15 protein-coding genes and 1 pseudogene are annotated in these 19624 nt (G+C 72.1%); 6 read left to right on the top strand and 10 right to left on the bottom strand.

Annotated elements, in window-relative coordinates:
• Positions 1-15 precede the first annotated feature (15 nt).
• The 6 genes from ACFCY1_RS05105 to ACFCY1_RS05130 all read right to left on the bottom strand — a co-directional run bounded on the left by ACFCY1_RS05105 (position 16) and on the right by ACFCY1_RS05130 (position 6215).
• Entirely contained in the window at positions 16-702 is a 687-nt protein-coding gene (locus tag ACFCY1_RS05105; protein ID WP_375873560.1) for a hypothetical protein, read from the bottom strand.
• A complete protein-coding gene (locus ACFCY1_RS05110; protein ID WP_375873561.1) occupies positions 695-1426 on the bottom strand; it encodes a hypothetical protein in 732 nt (243 codons plus the stop codon). Before ACFCY1_RS05110 ends, ACFCY1_RS05105 begins: the two co-directional genes overlap by 8 nt.
• A gap of 14 nt (positions 1427-1440) precedes the next feature.
• Positions 1441-1965: a phage tail protein gene (locus ACFCY1_RS05115; protein WP_049649365.1), complete on the bottom strand. Its 525-nt coding sequence runs from the start codon at positions 1963-1965 to the stop codon at positions 1441-1443.
• Positions 1966-1972: 7 nt separating this feature from the next.
• Positions 1973-3820: a phage tail sheath family protein gene (locus tag ACFCY1_RS05120; protein ID WP_375873562.1), complete on the bottom strand. Its 1848-nt coding sequence runs from the start codon at positions 3818-3820 to the stop codon at positions 1973-1975.
• Between the two features lie 192 nt (positions 3821-4012).
• Positions 4013-4402, bottom strand: coding sequence for a hypothetical protein (locus ACFCY1_RS05125; RefSeq protein WP_375873563.1), 390 nt, complete (start codon positions 4400-4402; stop codon positions 4013-4015).
• 73 nt (positions 4403-4475) lie between these two features.
• A complete protein-coding gene (locus ACFCY1_RS05130) occupies positions 4476-6215 on the bottom strand; it encodes a peptidoglycan-binding protein (RefSeq protein ID WP_375873564.1) in 1740 nt (579 codons plus the stop codon).
• Positions 6216-6794: 579 nt separating this feature from the next.
• On the opposite strand from ACFCY1_RS05130, the gene ACFCY1_RS05135 reads away from it, so the two are divergent.
• The 3 genes from ACFCY1_RS05135 (at position 6795) to ACFCY1_RS05145 (ending at position 11534) form a co-directional block, all read left to right on the top strand.
• Positions 6795-8846, top strand: coding sequence for a PEP/pyruvate-binding domain-containing protein (locus tag ACFCY1_RS05135; RefSeq protein WP_375873565.1), 2052 nt, complete (start codon positions 6795-6797; stop codon positions 8844-8846).
• Between the two features lie 131 nt (positions 8847-8977).
• Positions 8978-10333 carry an acetyl-CoA carboxylase biotin carboxylase subunit family protein gene (locus tag ACFCY1_RS05140; protein WP_074006016.1) on the top strand — a complete coding sequence of 452 codons (1356 nt, stop codon included), beginning with the start codon at positions 8978-8980 and terminating at the stop codon, positions 10331-10333.
• Between the two features lie 61 nt (positions 10334-10394).
• A complete protein-coding gene (locus tag ACFCY1_RS05145; RefSeq protein ID WP_375873566.1) occupies positions 10395-11534 on the top strand; it encodes a nucleotide disphospho-sugar-binding domain-containing protein in 1140 nt (379 codons plus the stop codon).
• Between the two features lie 795 nt (positions 11535-12329).
• Here ACFCY1_RS05145 and ACFCY1_RS05150 read toward each other — a convergent pair.
• The 3 genes from ACFCY1_RS05150 to ACFCY1_RS05160 form a co-directional block, all read right to left on the bottom strand.
• The gene (locus tag ACFCY1_RS05150; protein WP_375873567.1) at positions 12330-13523 is read right to left on the bottom strand and encodes a cytochrome P450; all 1194 of its coding nucleotides are present in this window, start codon (positions 13521-13523) and stop codon (positions 12330-12332) included.
• 237 nt (positions 13524-13760) lie between these two features.
• Positions 13761-15071 carry a cytochrome P450 gene (locus ACFCY1_RS05155; RefSeq protein WP_375873568.1) on the bottom strand — a complete coding sequence of 437 codons (1311 nt, stop codon included), beginning with the start codon at positions 15069-15071 and terminating at the stop codon, positions 13761-13763.
• A gap of 242 nt (positions 15072-15313) precedes the next feature.
• Positions 15314-16666, bottom strand: coding sequence for a helix-turn-helix domain-containing protein (locus ACFCY1_RS05160; RefSeq protein ID WP_375873569.1), 1353 nt, complete (start codon positions 16664-16666; stop codon positions 15314-15316).
• Between the two features lie 134 nt (positions 16667-16800).
• Here ACFCY1_RS05160 and ACFCY1_RS05165 point away from each other — a divergent pair, with 134 nt between their 5' ends.
• Together ACFCY1_RS05165 and ACFCY1_RS05170 are read left to right on the top strand one after the other, a co-directional pair.
• Positions 16801-16989, top strand: a complete 189-nt coding sequence (locus ACFCY1_RS05165) for a hypothetical protein (protein ID WP_375873570.1) — start codon at positions 16801-16803, stop codon at positions 16987-16989.
• Positions 16953-17216: a hypothetical protein gene (locus ACFCY1_RS05170; protein WP_375873571.1), complete on the top strand. Its 264-nt coding sequence runs from the start codon at positions 16953-16955 to the stop codon at positions 17214-17216. The genes ACFCY1_RS05165 and ACFCY1_RS05170 overlap by 37 nt, the downstream gene beginning before the upstream one ends.
• A 587-nt stretch (positions 17217-17803) precedes the next feature.
• Here the strand turns inward: ACFCY1_RS05170 and ACFCY1_RS05175 are convergent.
• Positions 17804-17941, bottom strand: a pseudogene (locus tag ACFCY1_RS05175) (exodeoxyribonuclease III); the annotation flags it as partial.
• Between the two features lie 125 nt (positions 17942-18066).
• On the opposite strand from ACFCY1_RS05175, the gene ACFCY1_RS05180 reads away from it, so the two are divergent.
• Positions 18067-19596, top strand: coding sequence for a recombinase family protein (locus ACFCY1_RS05180; RefSeq protein WP_375873572.1), 1530 nt, complete (start codon positions 18067-18069; stop codon positions 19594-19596).
• Positions 19597-19624 lie beyond the last annotated feature (28 nt).

A 19624-nucleotide genomic window follows, 5' to 3' on the forward strand; every position in this document is an offset into this window, starting at 1 on the left:
GGCCCACTCGCCTGGTCATGGCCGCTCCCGGTCGAGGTACGCGCCCAGGTCGAGCGCGGGGGAGGGGCGGGCGGCCGCCGCCCGGCGCGGGCCGGCCGGGGCGCGCTCCGCGGCCCTGACCTCCACGCGCCCGATCTGGACCCGGACCACCCGCTCGGCCGGCCGCTGCCGGCCACGCGCCGCCTGAGCGGCGGCCCGAGCGCCCGCGGCGGCCGGGCGCCGGACGGCGGGCGCGACGCCGAGCCGTCCCGTGGCCGGTGGCGGGGCTGCCGCCTGTTCCGGGCCCGGCGGCCGGACCGGTGCGGTGACCGCCGGTGCGGCCGCCGGGCGGGCGGCCGCACCCTCCGCCCCGGGCCCGGCGGGTGCGGCCGGCGCGACGCGAGCGGGCGCGAGCGGGGGCGTGACCAGCAGCGGCGTGCGCGGCAGCGGGAGCGCGGCCGGAGGAGTCGGCGGCGCCTCGCGGAGGGCCGGCCGGAGCGGCCCCTCGGACGGCAGCGGACGCGGTGCCGCCGACGGCCGGGGGAGTGGCGCGGGCCCGGGCTGTCCGGCCTCCCGGCCCGACGCGGCGGCCTCCCCGACGGGCGGCGGCGCCGCCCCGAGCGTCTCGATCCGTTCGAACGGCCCCGGCAGGCGCGGCCGGACGCGGACGGTGTCCCCGCCGGGGCCGCCCTTCGCGACCAGGCGGTCGAAGTAGTCAGGCATCTGCGCACAGCTCCAGGTAGTAGCGGCGCCGCAGCGGGCTGAGCGCCAGGACCTCCGGCTCGCTCCAGCCGTAGGCGGTGGCCAGCAGGTGGACGTCGAGCAGGGTCGCGCGGGCCCAGGCGTCCAGCTCCTCCCAGAGGTAGGAGGCGATGTCCAGTTCGGCGAGGGCCTGCCGGCCGCAGTCGGGGCAGCCGAGGTTCAGCCGGACGTCCGCGCAGGGGTCGGCCGCGGCGGCGGCCTCGGCCACCTGCCGCTGGACCGGCTCGGGGAGCCGCCGGGCGGGCACCGGCTCCCCGTCGTGCTCGGCGCTCAGGACGCACCGCTCCAGCAGGACGGTCCTGGCCTCGCCCGCGGGGGCCTGTTCGGCGGCGGCCAGGTCGCCGGTGGTGGGCAGCCGGAAGCCGACCCGCCAGCCGTCCGACTCCACCCGCAGCGGCCCGGCGGCCGGTCGACCGGCACCGACCACCTGTCCGGCGTCGAAGTCGAACTCCATCTCCTCGGCGCACCCCGGGCAGCCCACCCGTACGGTGAGCTGTTCACCGAACAATTCGCCGCGCAGGCCGAACAGTTCGGCGTCCCGCTCGCCGACCGGTACGGCCAGCAGCTCCTCCGGCCCGGCGGCGGGCCGGGCGACGGCGTGCAGCAGCAGGGCCCGCCCGCTGCGGCCGGCCGCCACCCCGGCCTCCCAGGTGGCCAACAGGGCCGCCTCCCCCGCGAGTTCCATCGCGCTCAGGCCCCTCAGGCCGGCTGCTGGAACGAGGGCTCTTCCGGCTCGGGCGTCTCCTCGTCCCGTTCCCAGCCCTCGACCTCCAGCTTGAGGCTCTGGATGGCCACCGCGTTGGCGTTGGCGTCCAGTTCGCCCAGCACCTGGTACTCGCTCGGCCAGGCCCGGTACAGCTTGTGGGCGACCGCCACCTGGCCGGCCTCGTTGAGCACCTGGATCACCAGGTCCTTGCGGAAGTCCCGGAGCGAGACCTCCGCCCCGCGGCCCGCGCCGACCATCCAGACCTTGTTGGCCCAGCGGTCGAACTCCGGGTCGTGGGTGACCCCGCGCTCCAGGGTGACCGCCTCGAAGTCGGTGCGGCCCGGTGACTTGCGCGGCGCGCTCGGATCGCCCCCGCTGCGGTGCTTCACCACCTCGGTGGTGCGCTTGAGCGGGCTGATCTTGCTGATTCCGGCGACGACCCGTCCGTCCCAGACGACCAGGAACTTGAAGTTCTTGTACGGATCGAACCGGTGCGGATTGACGGTGAACTCGACCATGGAGATCCTAAACCTCGAACTGTCCGGCGAGTTGCTCGATTTTGACGATCACGAATTCCGCGGGCTTGAGCGGCGCGAACCCGACCACGACGTTCACCACGCCGCGGTTGACGTCGTCCTGGGTGGTGGTGTCCCGGTCGCACTTGACGAAGTAGGCCGAGCGCGCGGACGTGCCCTGGAACGCGCCCTGCTGGAACAGCGAGTGCAGGAACGTGCCCACGTTCAGCCGGATCTGCGCCCACAGCCGCTCGTCGTTGGGCTCGAACACGACCCACTTCGTGCCGCGGTAGAGGCTCTCCTCCAGCATCAGCGCGAGGCGCCGCACCGGCACGTACTTCCACTGCGAGCCGAGCACGTCGGCGCCGGCCAGGGTCCTGGCCCCCCACACCACGGGGCCCACCACGGGGAACGTCCGCAGGCAGTTCACCGCGAGCGGGTTCAGCAGGCCGTTCTCCCGGTCCGTCATCGGGACGGTCAGGGCGCGCACCCCGGGCAGGCCGGCCTCCGTGCCCGCCGGGGCCTTCCACACGCCCCGCTGGCCGTCGGTGCGCGCGATCACCCCGGCGACGGTGCCGGACGGCGGGAAGGCGCGCAGCCGCCCGGTGAGCGGGTCGACCAGCTCCAGGTGCGGGAAGTACAGCGCCGCGTGGTCGCCGCGCACCGAGTCGAAGGCGGACAGGCCGGCCCGGGCGGCGTCCAGCGTCGTCCACGCCTGCGGCGAGTCGACGAGCAGGAACATCCGCTTCTCCACGCAGAGCGCCTGGGCGGCCGAGACCACCGTGACGGCGTCGTCCACGTCGGCGTAGCCGGCCAGTTCGGGCAGCACCAGCAGGTTGACGTCCTGCACGTCGCGCAGCGCCTGGATGCCGGTCTTGCCCGCCTCGCTGCCGATCAGGTCGGTCAGCCCGGGGGCCCCGCCGTCCTGGCCGCCGGCGAGCGCGAAGACCGGCGGGCTGACCGAGCCCTCCAGGCCGAGGTTGTTGGCCGCCTCGCCGAGGAAGCGGACCACGTCGGCCGGGTCGGTGGAGCCGGCGACGGCCTGGAGCTGCCGGCCGAACGCCGTCACCCGGGTGCCCGCGAAGACGCGTTTGCCCGGGGCGTCGGGCAGCGCGCGGAGCTTGCGTTCGAGCAGCAGGGCGAGCTCGGTGACGGTGGTCGGCGCGGCGCCGTCCACGGCGGGGTCGTAGATCCTGACCGTCCGCGTCACGTCGCCGATCTTGACCTGGACCTCGTGGGTGAGGTCGGGCAGGGCGGCCGCGAACGGCTTGGAGACGGTGCCCACCGGGTCCGGCCGGCTCGCCGCCCGGACCTTCACCCGGACCACCGCCGAGCCGCTGTTCACCACCGTCTCGGCGAACCGGGGGCTGCCGTCCTGGACCGACAGGTCCGCGAAGGACTCCCGGACCGCGCCCGAGGTGTCGAACACCTGGAGGTTGAACGTGTCGCCGGGCGTGGGCGTCCGGTAGTCCACGGCGACCCGCAGCGTCCCGCCCCAGAGCCCCGGCTCGACGGCCGTGACGTCCAGGACCGGGGTCGCGGTGGAGGTCTGCGTCGAGGTGAGCGTGGCGGCCGCGGCGGCGCCGGTGCCGGCCGCCGCGACCCGGACGACGACCGCGACCGAGCCCCCGTTCAGGAAGAACTGCTGGACGGCGTAGCTGACCGGGCTCTGCGCCGCGAGCCCGCCGAAACGGCGTTCGAAGTCCGCGAAGCTGGTGAGGGTGACCGGCTGGTCGAGCGGGCCGCGCCGGGTGGCCCCGACGAAGGCGGTCACCGAGGTGCTCACCGCGGTGATGGTACGGACGCTGCTGGGAAGTTCTTCGATGTAGACGCCGGGGTAGGTCGGTATCGTCGGCAAATTCCCCCTCCGTTCACTTCGTGCATCAAGGGGCCGATGGTGCCCGATGCAGTGGTGGCAGGCTCAGTTTCATAATCGGGTGACAATTCGTCAAGACCTGAACTGAGAAACTTAATTGTATTACTGCGCCTATTTCGTGGGGTTGCGGAACAGGGAATTCCGCAACCCCGGGTCGGTCTCCCGTCCGGCCGGTCAGCCGCCTTCGGGCAGGTTCCGGTAGTCGGGGCGGGTGGTCGGCGGCGGCGTGGGCGACTCGGTCGCCGTCGGTGCGGCCGGTGTGGTGGCCGCCGTGGTCGGCGTGGTCGGCGTGGCCGCTACCGGCTTGGCGGCCGCCGGCGGGGTGGCCGCCGGCTGCTGGTAGGACGGCGGCCTGGCGGCCCCCAGGAACCAGCCCCAGGTCGCGCCGAACCGGTGCTCCAGGAAGCGGAACACCGCGTAGTAGGCCGTACCGAAGCCGGTGACCAGGGCGGAGGTGACGGAGGCGTTGTCCAGGTGGAGGCCGAGCCGCGCCGCCTGCACCGCCAGGAACGCCACGATGTAGGGCACACAGGTGCGCCACAGGGACAGGGCGATTTGGTACATCGATCCTCCTCGGACGACGTCGGCCGGTGACTGCGGATCAGCCGGCGACCGCGGATCGGCCGGTGACCGTCGATCAGCCGGTGACCGTGAAGCCGTGCGCCTGGCCGAGCCGCGTCAGCGAGTCGATGCCGGGGATGCCGTCCGCCTGCTGCCCGCTGTACCCGTACCGGCGCTGCAGGGCGGCGTAGGCGTCGATGGTGCTGGTCCCGAACGAGCCGTCGACCCACTGCCCGTCGAGCAGCCCCTCGGCGCGGAGCGCCTGCTCCACCGTGTACACGTCGTCCGGGTACGTGGTGGCGCCCTGGGCCGCGTCCGGGTCCTGGCGGGCGGCCGCGACCACCCGGGACTTCGACACCTCGGCCAGCGGGACGGCCCCGCCCAGCAGCCGGCGCAGCGAGGCCTCGCCGGGCACGCCGTCCGCGTCCCCGCCCGAGTACCCCAGACCGCGCTGGTAGTCGGCGTAGTTGAGGGTGTCGGCGTCGGTCCAGTCCGGGCCGGGGCCCTGGGTGTAGTGCGAGCCGAAGTTCGCCGCCACCAGCGCCTCGCCGACGATGGTGACCTGCGGTCCGTGCGCGCCGTAGCCGTACGACAGGCCGCCGACGCTGCTCTGGTAGCGGGCCGGCGTCGGGTCGGGCTGCGGCGCGGGCTGGGACGGCGGGGTGACCACCGTCCCGGACGGGCGCGGCGCACCGGACCGCACCCAGGCGTACAGCGCCGGGCCGGGGCAGTCGGTCGAGTAGCCGTCCTGGTGCCCCTTGATCTCCGGGCCCGCCGGGCCCTGCTGCTCGCAGTACTCGATCGCGTCCCGCAGCCCGTTGAGCTGCTCCGGGGTCGGCTCCGTCGACCCGGAGGAGCCGACCAGCCCGCACACCGCGTAGTGGGCCTCGTTGAGCGGGACGTCGCCGTTGGCGCTGTTGCGCCGGTTCAGGCCGCGGCCCTCGTACACGAAGCCGTGCTCGCAGACCACGAAGCTGTAGCCGATGTCCGACCAGCCGTCGTCGTTCATGTGCGAGGCCTGGAGGCGCCGCACGTAGGCCGGGCAGGTGTCGTGGGTGTCGAAGGCGTACCGGGTGCCCAGGTAGTGCACCTTCACCCCGGCGCGCGCCCCGGCGTACGGGATCGAACCGTTGGGCTCGCGCCATGCCCGCGCGCCCCACTGGTCCCGGCTCACCAGCTGCAGCCCCGGCCAGTCGGGCACCGAGGGCGTGGGATTCGGTGTCGGCGTCGGCGCGGGTGTGTCGGGGGCCGGGGCCTGGCCGCTGCCGGCCCACGCCCTCAACTCGTCCAGCGAGCCGTTGAAGACGTCCGCGTCGAGCGGGTCGTCGCTGTACTGGTGGAAGCGCCAGGAGGCCTGGACGCGCGGCGAACCCGGGGACACGTAGTCCGCGATCCACAGGAAGTCGCCCGCGTTGTCGTCCGTCCGGAACCAGTAGTCCCGGTTGGTGTAGAGCCCGACCAGGTGGTCCGGGTAGCGCTGCTTGACCGCCGCCAGCCACTGGTTCTTCGCCGCGGTCGCGTCGCCGTCGGCGACGGACTGCCCGTACGGCTCGAAGTCCAGCACCAGCAGCTCGCCCGCGGGCACCTGCCCGACGACCCGGCAGAAGTGCTCGATCTCGCCGTCGACCGGGTTCTCCGCGTGCAGGAAGTGGTAGTGCCCGACCACCAGTCCCCGCCCCCGGGCGTCCGCCAGCTTGTCGGTGTACCCCGACTGACCGGTGCGGCCGCCCTCGGTGGCCTTGATGAAGACGAACTCCGCGTCCCCCGGAATGCCCGACTGGAAGTCGGAGACGTCATAACCCTTCGCGTATGCCATCAGGAAGCTCCCCCTTCGCGCCGATGGCAGCTACGGCCGACCCGCCCGGGCCCGAGCCCGGGACGCGACGCCGACCGGAGCGTCATGCCCACCTCACCGTACCCTCCGGTATGCGTCAACTCCCTTGAAATACAAGGGATCTACGCACTTTCGCCGCATCCGGGAGTGGGCCGTTCCGGGCAATATGCCACTGGCACTGGAGGGTCGTACGCCCTGTCCTGCCCCGGTGTGCCGCCGAGGCCGCCGGATCCGTCGGCCGGCTCCGATCGGGGTGCGCGGGGAGGGTGCGCGAGGAGTGCGCGCGCCCTCCTGAGGTCGTACAGGAATCAATGATTCCGGAAATGCTCGATCGCTCACCAAGCACCGGTCACCCCTTGTTGTGACCTTTACCACAGCTTGATGCGGCGGGGCGGATTCCCCTATCGGATTCCCGTGGCCGGATCGTTCCATGATGGCCTGATGTGACATGACCATTCGTCAAACATTGAAATCGAATGGCAATGTGGGCGCCGTCGTACCGACCCTTCTGCACCAGGTGTACTGATCGTGTACACGACGAAGAATGGCTGAACTGTGCGCATGACCCGTTCGGATCGCAACGACGCGACCACGCGGCCCCGCCTCGCCGGCGAAAAGCTCACCCTGGAGGAGTTCTCCGAGCTCGCCGGCCAGGTCGGGGGCTATCCCTATGTGAAAGTCGTACTCGACCGCGACGAGTCGGTGCTCCACTTCATCGACAGCGCCGACGGCACCCTCCACGTCCGCTACATCGCGTGCGAGATCCTCGGCATGTCGATCGACGAACTGGCGCGCGGACTCGATTCGTTCAATGACGACGTGTACCGGAATCCCGACCGTCGCTTCTATCTCGGCACCCTCGCCCGCCACACCCGCCGCGCCGCGGAAAACGGCCACGAGGCCGACACCTTCCTGTCCCTGGAAACCGTCGACGTCGACACCATGTCCCAGGACATGCTCCGGTTCTTCTACCACCGGGTGCGCGAGCACATCGACCCGGCGCTGCCGCTGGTCCTCAAGCCGGCCGGTCACGAGCAGGAGGGCTACCTCGCCCGCATACCGGAGACCGAGATACCGCGCGTCCTGTCCCACGAGCTCTACTCCGCGGCCTCCTACGTACCGCTGAACGCCGGGACCGCCCACGGACGGCTGCGCGTGTTCGGCTCGGAGGAGGAGTACCGGGCCGACCCCGAGCCGCTGGAGTGGCACGACATCGTGGTGATGCCCCGGGTGCCCGAGGACATCCCCCGGGTCTCCGGAATCATCCACACCGAGCACACCACACCGCTCTCCCACATCAACGTGATGGCCGCCGGATGGCGCATCCCCAACGCCGTCGGCGTCGAAGCCGCCGAGCGGATCGACCGCGCCGGGCTGCGCGACCGATGTTGGGTGCACTACCGCGTCGAAGCCGACGGCGGAGAGCTCCTCCTCGAAGCCGCCCGGCCCGGCGACCGCGAGGAAGCCCCGCCGACCCCGCCGGCCGACCGCGTCACCGTGGACCTGCCCGACCTCACGCCCACGCCGGTCACCCCGCTGTCCGCACTGCGCGAAGGCGACCACGTCCGGTTCGGCACCAAGGCCGCCAACCTCGGCGAACTCACCCACCTGCTCCAGCACGGCTCACCGCGCTGGCTCGGCTTCTACAGCGTGCCCCGGCCGCCCCGGGACAACCTGCTGCGCTACCTCGCCCGGCAGCTCGGCCTCCCGGAGGACGCGGACAGGACCGAACTGGACGCCGCCGCGCAGCTCCTGGTGAAGGAGTACGCCCACGTGCCGCGCGGCATCGTGCTGCCGTTCTCCCTCCAGCAGCGCTTCCTCGATTCCTCGGCGGAACTCCGCACCGCCGTCGACCGGCTGGACTCCGCCCTCCGGGACGGGATTTCGCTCCACGAGGGGATGCGGATCGAGGAACGGATCGAGGAACTCTGCCTCGAAGCCCAGCGGCTGATCCGCGACACCCCGCTGCCCGACCCGATCCGCACCGAGATCGACCGGGCGATCGACCGGCACCTGTACGGCGCCCGCGTCCAGGTCGTCCGCAGCTCCTCCAACGCCGAGGACCTGGCCGGCTTCTCCGCCGCCGGACTCTACGAATCGGTGGCCGACGTCAGCGGCACGGACGCCGTCCTCGACGCGGTCCGCGAGGTCTGGGCCTCGCTGTTCTCACCCCGCGCGGTCCTGCTGCGCCGCCAGGCGGGCATCCCCCTGGACCACTGCCGGATGGCCGTGATCGTCCAGGAACAGGTCGGAGCCACCGTCGGCGGCGTCCTGGTCACCTGCAACCCGCTGAGCCCGCAGGACTTCCGCAACGTCTACCTCAACATCTCGCCGCGCTCCGTGACCGACGTGGTCTCCGGCCGGGGCGCCCCGCTCCAGTACCTGTGCAACACCATGGAAGGCGGCAGCCGCACCGTCTCGCTCGGCACCGCCGGCACCGACCTGGACGCCGGGACCAAGGACCTCGTACGCCGACTGGCCCTGATCAGCAGGCTGCTGCAGTCGCACTTCTCGCCCGACGAGACGTACGCAACCCCGGTCGACATCGAGTGGGCGATCGAGGGCGACCAGATCAGCCTGCTGCAGCTGCGCCCCTTCCGCACCGCCGGCTGACGCGGCCGGCCGACACCGTCGGCTGATGTCGCCGGAACACCGCACGGGCCCGCGCACGAGCGCGCCCGTGTGCCCCTCCGCGTCCTTTCCCGCGGCCGCCCACGAGTGAACTTCCCTCAGGAGCAAGTACGTTGAACCGGATTCTGTACGTCTACGTCAAGGGCGGCGCCCCGCTGGAGTACGCCTTCCCGCGCATCGCCGCCTGCGGGGAGCTGCACGTCCTCGCACTGGCGCCGCTGCCCGCGTCCGGCGAGGACGTGTGGCGGCCCAGCTGCACCAGCATCGAGCTGGTGCCCGAGGCGCCGCGCGGGGACGACCTGGTCGAGCTGATCGTGGAGTACGCGAAGGCCATCGGAGCCGACGCGGTGCTGACCCTCTCCGAGTTCGCGGTCCTCGCCGTCGCCCAGGCCGCGATCCGCCTCAACCTGGCCGGGCCCGGCGAGGGGATCGTCCGCGCCAGGGACAAGCGGCTGATGCGCGAGGCCTGGGCCGCCGCCGGGGTGCCGATACCCGCGTTCCGCCGGGTCGACAGCCTCGCCGACCTGGACACCGCGCTGGCCGAGTTCACGCCCCCGCTGCTGCTCAAGCCGGCCTGGGGCGCCGGCTCGGTCGCCCAGATCGTGCTGGACAAGCCCGAGGACGCCGCCCCGGCGTGGGCCGAGATCGAGCGCGGACTCCAGGCCGGCAGCCGGGTCGGCATGAACGAGCTCTACGCCGCCGACACCGACCACGACCGCCTCGTCGAGGAGATCGCCCAGGGCTCCACCGAAGGCTGGTACGAGGAGCCCGGCTACGGCGACTACGTCAGCGTGGAGGGGATCGTCGCGGACGGCGTCTACCGCCCCCTGGCCATCACCGCCAAGCTGCCGACCGTACCGTCCTTCGTCGAGGTCGCCAGCACCTCGCCCTCCGTCATGACGGTGCCGGTCCAGCGCCGGATCGAGGAGGTCTCCCGACAGGCCGTCGACGCGCTCGGGCTGGAGAACTGCGGCACCCACACCGAGCTGAAGCTGATGAAGGACGGCGAACTGGTCGTCATCGAGACCGCGGCCAGGTTCGGCGGCCTGCTCACCACCAGGCAGGTCCACGAGGTCTTCGGACTCGACCCGATCGGCATGCTGGTCCGCCAACTGCTCGGCGAGCGCGTCGACTACCCCGAGGCCATGCCCACCACCGGCACCCGGGCCGCCGCGTCACTGGCCGTCGTCCCGGCCGACGCGTCGGGCGTGCCCTGGCAGAGCACCCCGCTCTGGAACCCGCAGGCCGTCGACTGGCAGAGCCTGCTCTCCCCGGGCAGCACCATCGAAGCCGTCCCCGCCTTCGCGATGCCCGCCGGCCGGCCCGTCCCCGCCTTCGACCCGTCCGCCGGCTCGCGCAACTGGCTCGGGGTCTACCTGCTCAGCGCCGTCGACGCCGCCACCCTGCAGCGCGACTGCAACGCCGTGCTGAACGGCATGGAAGCCGCCCTGCACCGGGCCGCCTCCTGACCCCCCTTCCTCCTCCCATCCCCTCCCTCTCCCTCTTTCTCCTTCTCCCCGAGGTTCCATCATGCGTGTACTGTTCGCCGGCGCACCCGGCCTGGGCCACCTCTTCCCGCTGGTCCCACTGGCCAGGGCGATGCGCGAGCTCGGCCACGAGGTCGCGGTGGCCTCGATGGACGGCGGCGAAGGGGTCGCCGCGTCCGGGCTGCCGTACCTGCCCATCGCGCCCGGGGTCGACTGGCGCAAGGAGATCAGGGAGGCGGGCCGCACCCGGCGGCCCGACCTGATGCGGCGGGTGGTCGAGAGCAACTCGGCCGACCGCGAGGCCTTCGTCCCACTGGCCGCCCACGTCAACAGCCGGGTCGCCGACGAGACGGTCGAACTCGCCGCACAGTGGCGGCCGGACCTGGTGGTGTACGAGTACCAGTTCCCGGTGGCCCTGCTCGCGGCGACCCGCCTCGGCGTGCCCGCCGTCCAGCACGACCTCGGATTCGCCCGCACCCCGAAGCTGCGCGCGCTGATGCTCGCCGAAATGGCGGACACCTTCGCCCGGCACGGAATCGACCGGCTGCCCGACCCGGCGGACACCATCGACCTCGCGCCGCCCAGCATGGCCGGCGACGAGCGGTACGGCTCCTCGATGCGGCCCGTCGCCTACAACGGCGAAGGCGAACTCCCCGCCCAGCTGGCCGCACCCGCCCACCGCCCGCGCATCGCCGTGACGCTGGGCACCGTCCCGCCCAAGACCGACGGTCTCACCAGGATCGAGCGGGTCATCGCGGCAGCCGCCGACATCGACGCCGAGTTCGTCCTCGCCACCGGCGACCTCGACCTCGGTACGCTCGGCAGCCTGCCGGACAACGTCCGCCCGTACGGCTGGGTCCCCTGGCAGGCCCTGCTGTCGACCTGCGCCGCCGCCATCCACCACGGCGGCAGCAGCACGGCCCTCGGCGCCCTCGACGCGGGCATCCCCCAGCTGGTCCTGCCCGACGGCTCCGACCGCTTCATCACCGCGGCTGCCGTCCACCAGCGCGGAGCCGGCCTCAGCGCGACCGCCGAGGAGATCACCCCGGCCCTGCTCCACCGCCTCCTCACCGACGACACCCTGACCCGCGCCGCCCGCGAGGTCAGCACCGAAATCGCGGCGATGCCCAGCCCGACCGCCGTGGCGGAGCACCTCATCACCCTCGCCCACCCCACCCCCTGAGCCACCCCACCCGGCAACTCTCGAGGGCCTGCCCCGAGATCCCCACAGCAGTTGGCCGCCGTGCGACAGGGGCCCACTCGGTCAGCACCGAGACGCCACAATGAGAGCCCCCCGGTACGCACCGGGGGGCTCCCTTTCTGCGCGGGCCTATCAGGTAGGGGAGCAACCCCCGCGAGCGCGGGGCCGACCACACCGCGACCGTGGCCGGACGGGCATGCGGGTCCCGGAGCAACCCCCGCGAGCGCGGGGCCGACACTTCCTGACCTGCGGTGATCTGCGTCAACTGGCGCTGATTGATTCAGTTCGATTCGGTCGGCTTCCACAGCAGACCTCATGTGCCGATCGTTGTTCCTTTGTGAATCCAGGGTGGATTGTCAGTGCCTCGATCTACGCTCCGAAGCGTACTCGGACATGGAGGTCGAGGCATGGTCGATGACCGCTGGCAGTGGTACCAGGCGGCAGCAGCACCACCCTTGGCGCACTCGATGCGGGCATCCCCTAGCTGGTCCTGCCCGACGGCTCCGACCGCTTCTCACCGCGGCCGCCGTCCACCAGCGTGGAGCCGGCCTCAGCGCGACCGCCGAGGAGATCACCCCGGCCCTGCTCCACCGTCTCCCACCGATGACATCCTGACCCGCGCCGCCCGCGAGGTCAGCACCGAGATCGCGGCGATGCCCAGTCCGACCGCCGTGGCGGAGCACCTCACCACCCTCGCCCGCCCCACTCCCTGAGCCACCCCGCCCGGCATCGGGCGCCGACCGATCCGGGGGCCACCGCCCGTCGCCGGACGGTCCGTCAAATCCGCCCCAGGTGCAGCGGCAGGTGGTTCAGCTCCCAGCCGACCGGGCGGTCGCCGGGGATCAGGGTGCCGGGGGCGGCCGCGAGTGACAGTCCGGGGTAGCGGTCGAGGAGCCGACCGAAGGCGATGGCCGCTTCCAGCCTGGCCAGCGCCGCGCCCAGGCAGAAGTGGATGCCGTACCCGAAGGAGAGGTGGTGGTCGGCCTGGGCGGCCCGCTTCCGGGTCAGGTCGAGCCGCTCGGCGCGGTCGTGGTGCCGCAGGTCGAGGTTGGCGGCGTCGAGGTGGGGGTGGACGGCCTGGCCCCTGCGGATGTGCACGCCCCGCAGGACGAGGTCGCGGTCGGCGTACCGCAGGCGGGCGGAGGGTACCGGGCCGCACCAGCGCAGCAGTTCCTCGACGGCGTGCGGTAGCAGCGTGCGGTCCCGGCGCAGCAGGGCGAGCTGGTCGGGGTGGGTGAGCAGGGCCAGGGTGCCGTTGGCGATCAGGTGGGCGGTGGTCTCGTGGCCGGCCAGGACGAGGATGAGGGTCATGCTGACCATCTCGTCCTCGCTCATCGCCGCGTTGGAGGGGCCGCCGTCCGGGCCGCTGTCCGGGCCGACGTCCGCGCTGTCGTCTCGCGCCTGGAGCATCCCGCTGATGAGGTCGCTGCCGGGCTCCGCGCGGCGGCGGTCGATCAGCTCCCGGACGTGCCGGACCAGGGCGGGTGTCGCCGTCCGCAGCCGTTCGGTGTGGCCGGCCGTCAGGTTCCGGCTCCAGTCGGACCAGAGGCGCCGGTCGGGCTCCGGGACGCCGACCAGTTCGCAGATGACGGCGACCGGCAGCGGGTAGGCGAAGTGCTCGACGAGGTCGACGACGCCGAACTCGTCACGGTGGTCGGGCAGTTCGTCGAGCAGCCGGTCGGTGATCAGCTCGATCGACGGGGCGAGGAGCTGGATGCGGCGGGCGGTGAACTCGCGGGACACCAGCCGGCGCAGGCGGGTGTGGCGCGGGGGGTCCAAGTCGACGATGGCGTTGAGGAAGTAGTGGTGCGTCTCCGGCGGCAGCCCGAGCGCGGTCAGGCCGGCGATGCGCGGGTCGGGGGAGCCGTCGGCGGCGAGGGTGGAGGGGGCGCTGGTCAGGCGGGGGTCGGTGAGGACATCGCGGACCTCGGCGAAGCCGGACGCCACCCAGCCCATGGACCCGTCGGGCATCCGGCTCTCGCGGACCGGACACCCGCCGGCGTGCTCGGCGAGTACGGGTGCAGGTACCGGCGCTGGTACGGGTGCCGGCGGTGCTACCGCCTGGTCGTTCGGCATCGTGCGTCGTCCCTTTCCGGGGCGGCCCGGTGCCTCGGGCACCGGTCGGGCCTCTCTGAGGCGGTCGGACATCTCTGCGGCGGAGGGTTCCCGGGAGACGAAGGACGTCCGGGGCCCGGGCCCGCCGGACGCTCACAGGTGGAGCGGGAGGCGGGTGAGGCGGCGGCCCACGCCCGGCACGTGGACGCGTTCCAGCCGGTCCGGGGCGACGGCCAGCCGGAGGCCGGGGAACCGGGCGGTCAGCGCGCCGAGCAGGACCTGTGTCTCCAGGCGGACGAGGGCGGCGCCGAGGCAGAAGTGGGCGCCGTGGCCGAGGGCGACGTGGTCGTCCTGCGCGTCCTGATAGCGGGTGATGTCGAGCCGGTCGGCGTCGGGGTGGTACCGGCGGTCGCGGTTGGCACCGAGGAGCGAGAGGACGACGGCCTCGCCGGCCCGGATACGGGTGCCGTGCAGGTCGATGTCCTGGGCGGCGAAGCGCGGCCGGGTCGCCGGGACGGAGCCGCCCCAGCGCAGCAGCTCCGTCACGGCTGAGGGGAGCAGGGCAGGGTCGTCGCGCAGCAGGTTCAGCTGGTCGGGGTGGGCGAGCAGGGCGGCGAGGCCGTTGGCGAGGAAGTAGGCGGTGTTCTCGTAGCCGACGTTGGTCACCAGCATCGTCATCGTGACGATGTCCCGCTCCGGGAGGGGAGGTTCACCGTCCGGCGAGGGCGTCACCATCGCGCTGATGAGGTCGTCGCCGGGGGTGCGCCGACGCTCCTCGATCAGCGCGAGCACGTGGTCCACGAGGGCGGGCGCGGAGTCGCGGACGAGGTCGGTGTCCAGGCCGTTGAGGTCGTCCGCCCAACGGCGCCACAGCGGGCGGTCCTGTTCGGGAATGCCCACCATCTCGCAGATCACCGTGATCGAGAGGGGGAGGGCGACCTCCTCGATGAAGTCGACGCTGCCGTCGGCGGCCGCCCGTCCGGGCAGTTCGCTCAGGAGCCGGTCGGTGATCTGCTCCACCCGGGGTTGCAGCGCGTGGATGCGGCGCGCGGTGAAGTGCGGTGCGACCGCCTTGCGCAGCCGGGTGTGGTCGGGCGCGTCGAGGTCCAGCAGGGCGCGCAGCAGGTACTGGTTCATCCGCTCCGGCAGGCCGAGCCACCGGATCTGCGCCATGCGGGGATCCTCGCCGGTGAACCCCGGCACGGAGAGCGGGGACTGCACCAGCCGCGGGTCCCCGAGCCCGGCCCGGACGTCGTCGAACCGGGTGATCATCCACGCCGGCAGCCCGCCGGGCAGGGTGATCCGCACGACGGGGGCCTGCTCCCGCAGCCCGCCGAGCACGTCCTCGGGCAGCTCCGGGCACTGCGGATCGAAGATCAACGGGCAGGCGGAGAACTCCGGTTGGCCGGGCGCGGGGGAGTCACCGTCGGAAACCTCGCGCGGATTCGCCGGGCTGGTGGTCATGACGCACCCCACTCTGTGAACGCACTGCTCATGCCCCTGCAACTCCGACCCGCCGGGATCGGTCACGGCCTCGTCCCCCGCAGGTGTGACGCCTGGACACCGCCTTGCCCGCGCCGGCCGAAGCCCGCCGCGGAGTCCGGACGAAGTCCCACAGCGCCACGGCGGACCGGGCCGTCGGCACCAGCCAGCAGCTGACCTGGTCGCGGTGGGAGCAACACCCGCGAGCACGGGGATGGCTCTCTCTATGAGACGCCGGTACGCGCGGCCAGTTCCCTCACGCCTGCCACCGTCACGGGTGCGTACAGGAGGTCTGCCGTCAGTGCTCGCAGTGCTGGTCGGCGGACCTCCTCCGGGGCGACCTGCTCGGTGAAAATCAGGGCTGCGACCGTGCGGCGGTGGTCGCCGAGGTGGTGCCACATGCGCGCGCAGTCCGTGCCGTACCGGGCCCGGCGCTCTGCTGTCGGCAGCCGTCCCGGGGTGATCCGTGCCGCGTACGGGACGCCCTCATCCGGGGTGCCCAGCGCTGTGTGCACGCCGATCCAGTACAGGTCGGCCTGCGCGGTGGTGGCGTCGACCGTGAACAGCTGGGATCGCGGCCGAGTGGTGGCGTCCGCCAAGCGGCCGACCGCGTCCTCGGCGCCCGCCATCAGATTGAGGGCGTCCGTGCGGCGGTGCCCGCACGCCGCCGTGTAGGCCGCTGTCATGAGCAGCGTCGCCGCCACCGCCCGGGAGGTTTCGCCCGGGCCCTGGCCAAGCGATCCGGCAGTGCGGCGCAGGAGGTCGACCGCGGCGGCCGGGCGGCCGGCGCGCCGCATCGTGATCGCCAGGACGCGGGCCGCCTCTCCCTGAACCACGGGGTCACCGCTGGCCTGGGCCGCAGCGAGAGCCCGGTCCGCCGCTGGCCAGGCGACGTCCGAATGGCCCTTCAACGCGAGTTCCGTCGCCAGCACCCAGGCACGGGCCACGTACGCATGCGCGTCCTCCCGGGCCCGGCCGGCCGACGCGTCCCGGGTCGCCTGGGCCGTGCTCAGCAGGCCAGGCAGAGCGGCACCGAGATCCTCGTACCGGGCCGCCGTGAACTGCGAGCGCGCTGCGGCCAGCGCTCGGCCGAGCTCCTGCAGCGACACAGGCACCGAAGCTGTCGGCTCGTAGAGCGCCCCGACGATCCGGGTCGACGCATCCGGCCGGGCCGCGGCCGTCGCCGTTGCCGGGAGTGCCGAGGCTCCGGCGGCTGCCATACCGGCCACGAGCAGCTGCCTGCGGAGCATGACATCCTCCTGATCCGGGGTCACATCTCGCGCCAGAGTAGCCGCTCCACCCAGGCCAAGGGCGTCAAGCTGCAGACCCAACACCTGGACGATCACGGCGAGCGAGTGGTCGGCCGGCCGCAGCAGGCCCGCCTCCACCCGGCTGATCGCGGACGCCGAGTAGCCGCAGGCCTGGCCCAGTTGAGCCTGAGTCATCCGCTGTGCGCACCGGGCGGACCTGATAGCCGTCCCGAGCTGACGTTGGCGCTGACGCGACACGACGCCCCCTCCGACTACGCGGGGCCGCCACCGTATCGGCAGGACCGCGCCCACAGGCAGGGCGCGCACAGGGTGTGCGGAGCACGCACACGGCGTGCGGGCGCTGCCTCCATGCCTCCCTGAGCGGCTGACGGACGGGAAGCCCGGTGAGTGCCCCGGCCGGGCGCCTCCCCATCCACCTCTCACCCAGAGGAGAGTGCGTCATGAGTGCAGTCCTGCTCGACCGCCCCGAGGTGCAGAATCCGGCCCACGACACCTCGCAGCCCGGTAGCCTGCCGCACAGCGACCAGCCCGCGGCCGCCATGGCCTGCCCGATGTGCGGGTCGGGCGCCACCTACCAGACCATGGACGGCCGGTGGGGCTGCACCCAGTGCGGCTCGACCTGGGCCTGAGCAAGCAGGAGGACGGCAGCATGCCGATCTGCGCCGAGTGCTGCACAGCGGATGCAGTCATCGAGGACCTGGACGTGGACCTTCCTCGGCCGTGGTGCCTGGGGTGCGCCACCGCCCTGGTCGCCGCAGGTGACCCGGTGATCAACTACCGGTCCCTGACAGCCTCGGCAGCCGAGTACTCGCGTACTCTGACGGCCCGCAGCACCGCGACGTTGCCGTTCGGGTAGTTGCCGACCGACCACACGACGAACGCGCCCCCGCCCGGCCGAAGCCGAGCGGGGGCGCGGTAGTTCAGAGGCAGAGCCCAGCGAGGACAGCCACCAGCGCGGCCAGCAGCCCCGAGACGATCCCGACGACCGAGGACACCGGGCTGCGCACCTGTCGCCGGTCCGCTTACGGCACTTCCTCGGCCGCAGTACGGGCGCGCTCACCTTCGACCGGGCGCCGCTCGTGGTCGGCGAGCGTGAGTGCTGTGGAGCCACCCCGCGAGCGCGGGGCCGACAGGTGTCGAGGTCGGCAATGCAGAGGTCCGGGCGAGCAACCCCCGCGAGCGCGGGGCCGACACTTGCTGACCTGCGGTGATTCGCTTCAGCGAGCGCTATTTGATTCAGTTCGATTCGGTTGGCTATCCATAGTAGAGCTCATGGGTTGTTGGTGGTGGAGTTGGCTGGCCTTGTGGTGATGGTGGACTGGATGGCAAGTGGCGAGCGGTACTTCGCAGGCGGGCTGACGCTGACCAGGGGCACGGCGGAGGTTCCCGGGTCGAAGACGCTTGGGGGCACCTCCAGCCTGCCCAAGTGGTGCTATGTATTGGTCAGTTGTCCACGTCGTAGGCCACGGTGACCGGGGCGTGGTCGCTCCAGCGCTCGGCGTGGGTGTCGGCGCGCTCGACGCGGGCGTCGGTGGCGCGGGCGGCCAGCGTGGGGGTGGTGACCTGGAGGTCGATGCGCCAGCGGAACGACACCTTTTCGAAAAAGGTCCACCCGTTCGAGTGCAGCCTGTTCGAGGGTGCCTGCTGGCCTGGGCGGTAGGGGACCTCTTGTGAGCATCATCACGGCTTCGGTGCCGGTTCGGGCGGTGGTTGGTTCGCGTGTCTCGGACACGCACGGTAACGAGGGCAAGGTCTCGCACCTGATCCAGGCAGAGACCGCGACCCGGCACGCGCTGGCGAAGGAGTGGGAGATCGTCGGGTCCTTCGAGGATCTGGACGTCTCCGCGGAGGTCACGCCGTGGAAGCGTCCGGACCTGGGTCCGTGGCTGACCGAGCGGCAGGGTGAGTGGGACGCGTTGGTGTGGGCGAAGGTGGACCGGGCGTTCCGGTCCGCGAAGGACTGTGCGGACGTGGCGCACTGGGCGGAGGAGAACCACAAGGTCCTGGTGTTCACCGACGACGGCATCACCCTGGACTACCGCAACGGTCAGGAACGGTCGTTCGGGAACGAGCTGGCCAAGGTCTTCCTGATGCTGGCCTCGATCTTCGCCGAGATGGAGCTCAAGCGGATCAAGGCCCGCGTCACGGCCGCGCACAGGCACCTGCGCAAGACGGACCGCTGGGCCGGAGGCCAGCCGCCGTACGGCTACCGGATCGTCGACCGCCCCGGCGGAGGACGAACCCTCGAACCGGACCCGGTCACCTCCGAAGCCGTCCGCTACATGGGCAAGCTCCTGCTGGAGGAGCAGAGCCAGTGGATGATCGCCACCGCCCTGGAAGCCGCCGGCTTCGACACCCCGGCGACCCACGCCTACAAGAACCAGGGCGACACCTACACGAGCAAGCGCAAGACGCCGCCGTCGAACCACTGGAACCCCACCAGCGTCGGCAAGATCCTGCGCTCGCCGGCGACGATGGGCCTGAAACTGACCGGCCGCTCCGTCAAGGCGAGAAAGATCGCCCGCGACGCCAAGGGCCTGCCCATCCGCATGGCCAAGCCCCTGTTCACCGAGGAGCAGTGGGCCGCGATCCAGGCGGCGATGGACGAGCGCTCGATCACGAAGGAACGCTCGAACGGCGCCTCGCCCTGGCTCGGCGTGCCTCACTGCGACCGCTGCGGCGACCGGTTCTACCGCCAGGTGAACCTCGCCAAGAACGGCAAGATCTACGAGTACTACCGCTGCGCGAAGACGGCCAGCAAGCCGGTCTGCAAGGGGCAATCGGTGAAGGGCGAGCGCGTCACAGCGGCGATCACCGCCCTGGTGGAGCGGTTGGCCGGGCTGGCGATGACAGTGCGTCGGTTCATTCCCGGTGAGGACCACACCGAACAGCTCAACCACGTCACCCAAGCCATGAAGGACCTCCGCGAGGAGAAACGCCGCAACCTCTTCGACTACCCCGGCGGCGACGACGAGTACTCCGAAGCCCTCGAAACCCTCGTCGACGAACGCCGCCGCCTCGCAGCCCTCCCACAACGCCCCTCCGCCTGGGTCGAGGTCGAGACCGGCAAGACCTTCGCCGACGCCTGGAGTCGTGCCGACCAGGAACGGCGCCGCCAACTCCTCCTCGGCCTCAAAGCCCGCCTCTACATGACACCCACCATCGAAGGCTGGCACCTACCCGCCGAACTCCAAGCACGAGTACCGAAGCTGGACCGCGCTGGCAGTTTGGCGTAGGTCGGTTGCCCTGGGATCGCTGTTGGAC

The sequence above is a fragment of the Kitasatospora sp. NPDC056273 genome, assembly GCF_042268845.1.
Lineage (GTDB): Bacteria > Actinomycetota > Actinomycetes > Streptomycetales > Streptomycetaceae > Kitasatospora.

Bases quoted from the DNA above. Each gene is read 5' to 3' on its own strand.
- ACFCY1_RS05105 (WP_375873560.1), bottom strand. From the start codon at position 702: ATGCCTGACTACTTCGACCGCCTGGTCGCGAAGGGCGGCCCCGGCGGG.
- ACFCY1_RS05110 (WP_375873561.1), bottom strand. From the start codon at position 1,426: ATGGAACTCGCGGGGGAGGCGGCCCTGTTGGCCACCTGGGAGGCCGGG.
- ACFCY1_RS05115 (WP_049649365.1), bottom strand. From the start codon at position 1,965: ATGGTCGAGTTCACCGTCAATCCGCACCGGTTCGATCCGTACAAGAAC.
- ACFCY1_RS05125 (WP_375873563.1), bottom strand. From the start codon at position 4,402: ATGTACCAAATCGCCCTGTCCCTGTGGCGCACCTGTGTGCCCTACATC.
- ACFCY1_RS05130 (WP_375873564.1), bottom strand. From the start codon at position 6,215: ATGGCATACGCGAAGGGTTATGACGTCTCCGACTTCCAGTCGGGCATT.
- ACFCY1_RS05135 (WP_375873565.1), top strand. From the start codon at position 6,795: ATGACCCGTTCGGATCGCAACGACGCGACCACGCGGCCCCGCCTCGCC.
- ACFCY1_RS05145 (WP_375873566.1), top strand. From the start codon at position 10,395: ATGCGTGTACTGTTCGCCGGCGCACCCGGCCTGGGCCACCTCTTCCCG.
- ACFCY1_RS05150 (WP_375873567.1), bottom strand. From the start codon at position 13,523: ATGCCCGACGGGTCCATGGGCTGGGTGGCGTCCGGCTTCGCCGAGGTC.
- ACFCY1_RS05155 (WP_375873568.1), bottom strand. From the start codon at position 15,071: ATGACCACCAGCCCGGCGAATCCGCGCGAGGTTTCCGACGGTGACTCC.
- ACFCY1_RS05165 (WP_375873570.1), top strand. From the start codon at position 16,801: ATGAGTGCAGTCCTGCTCGACCGCCCCGAGGTGCAGAATCCGGCCCAC.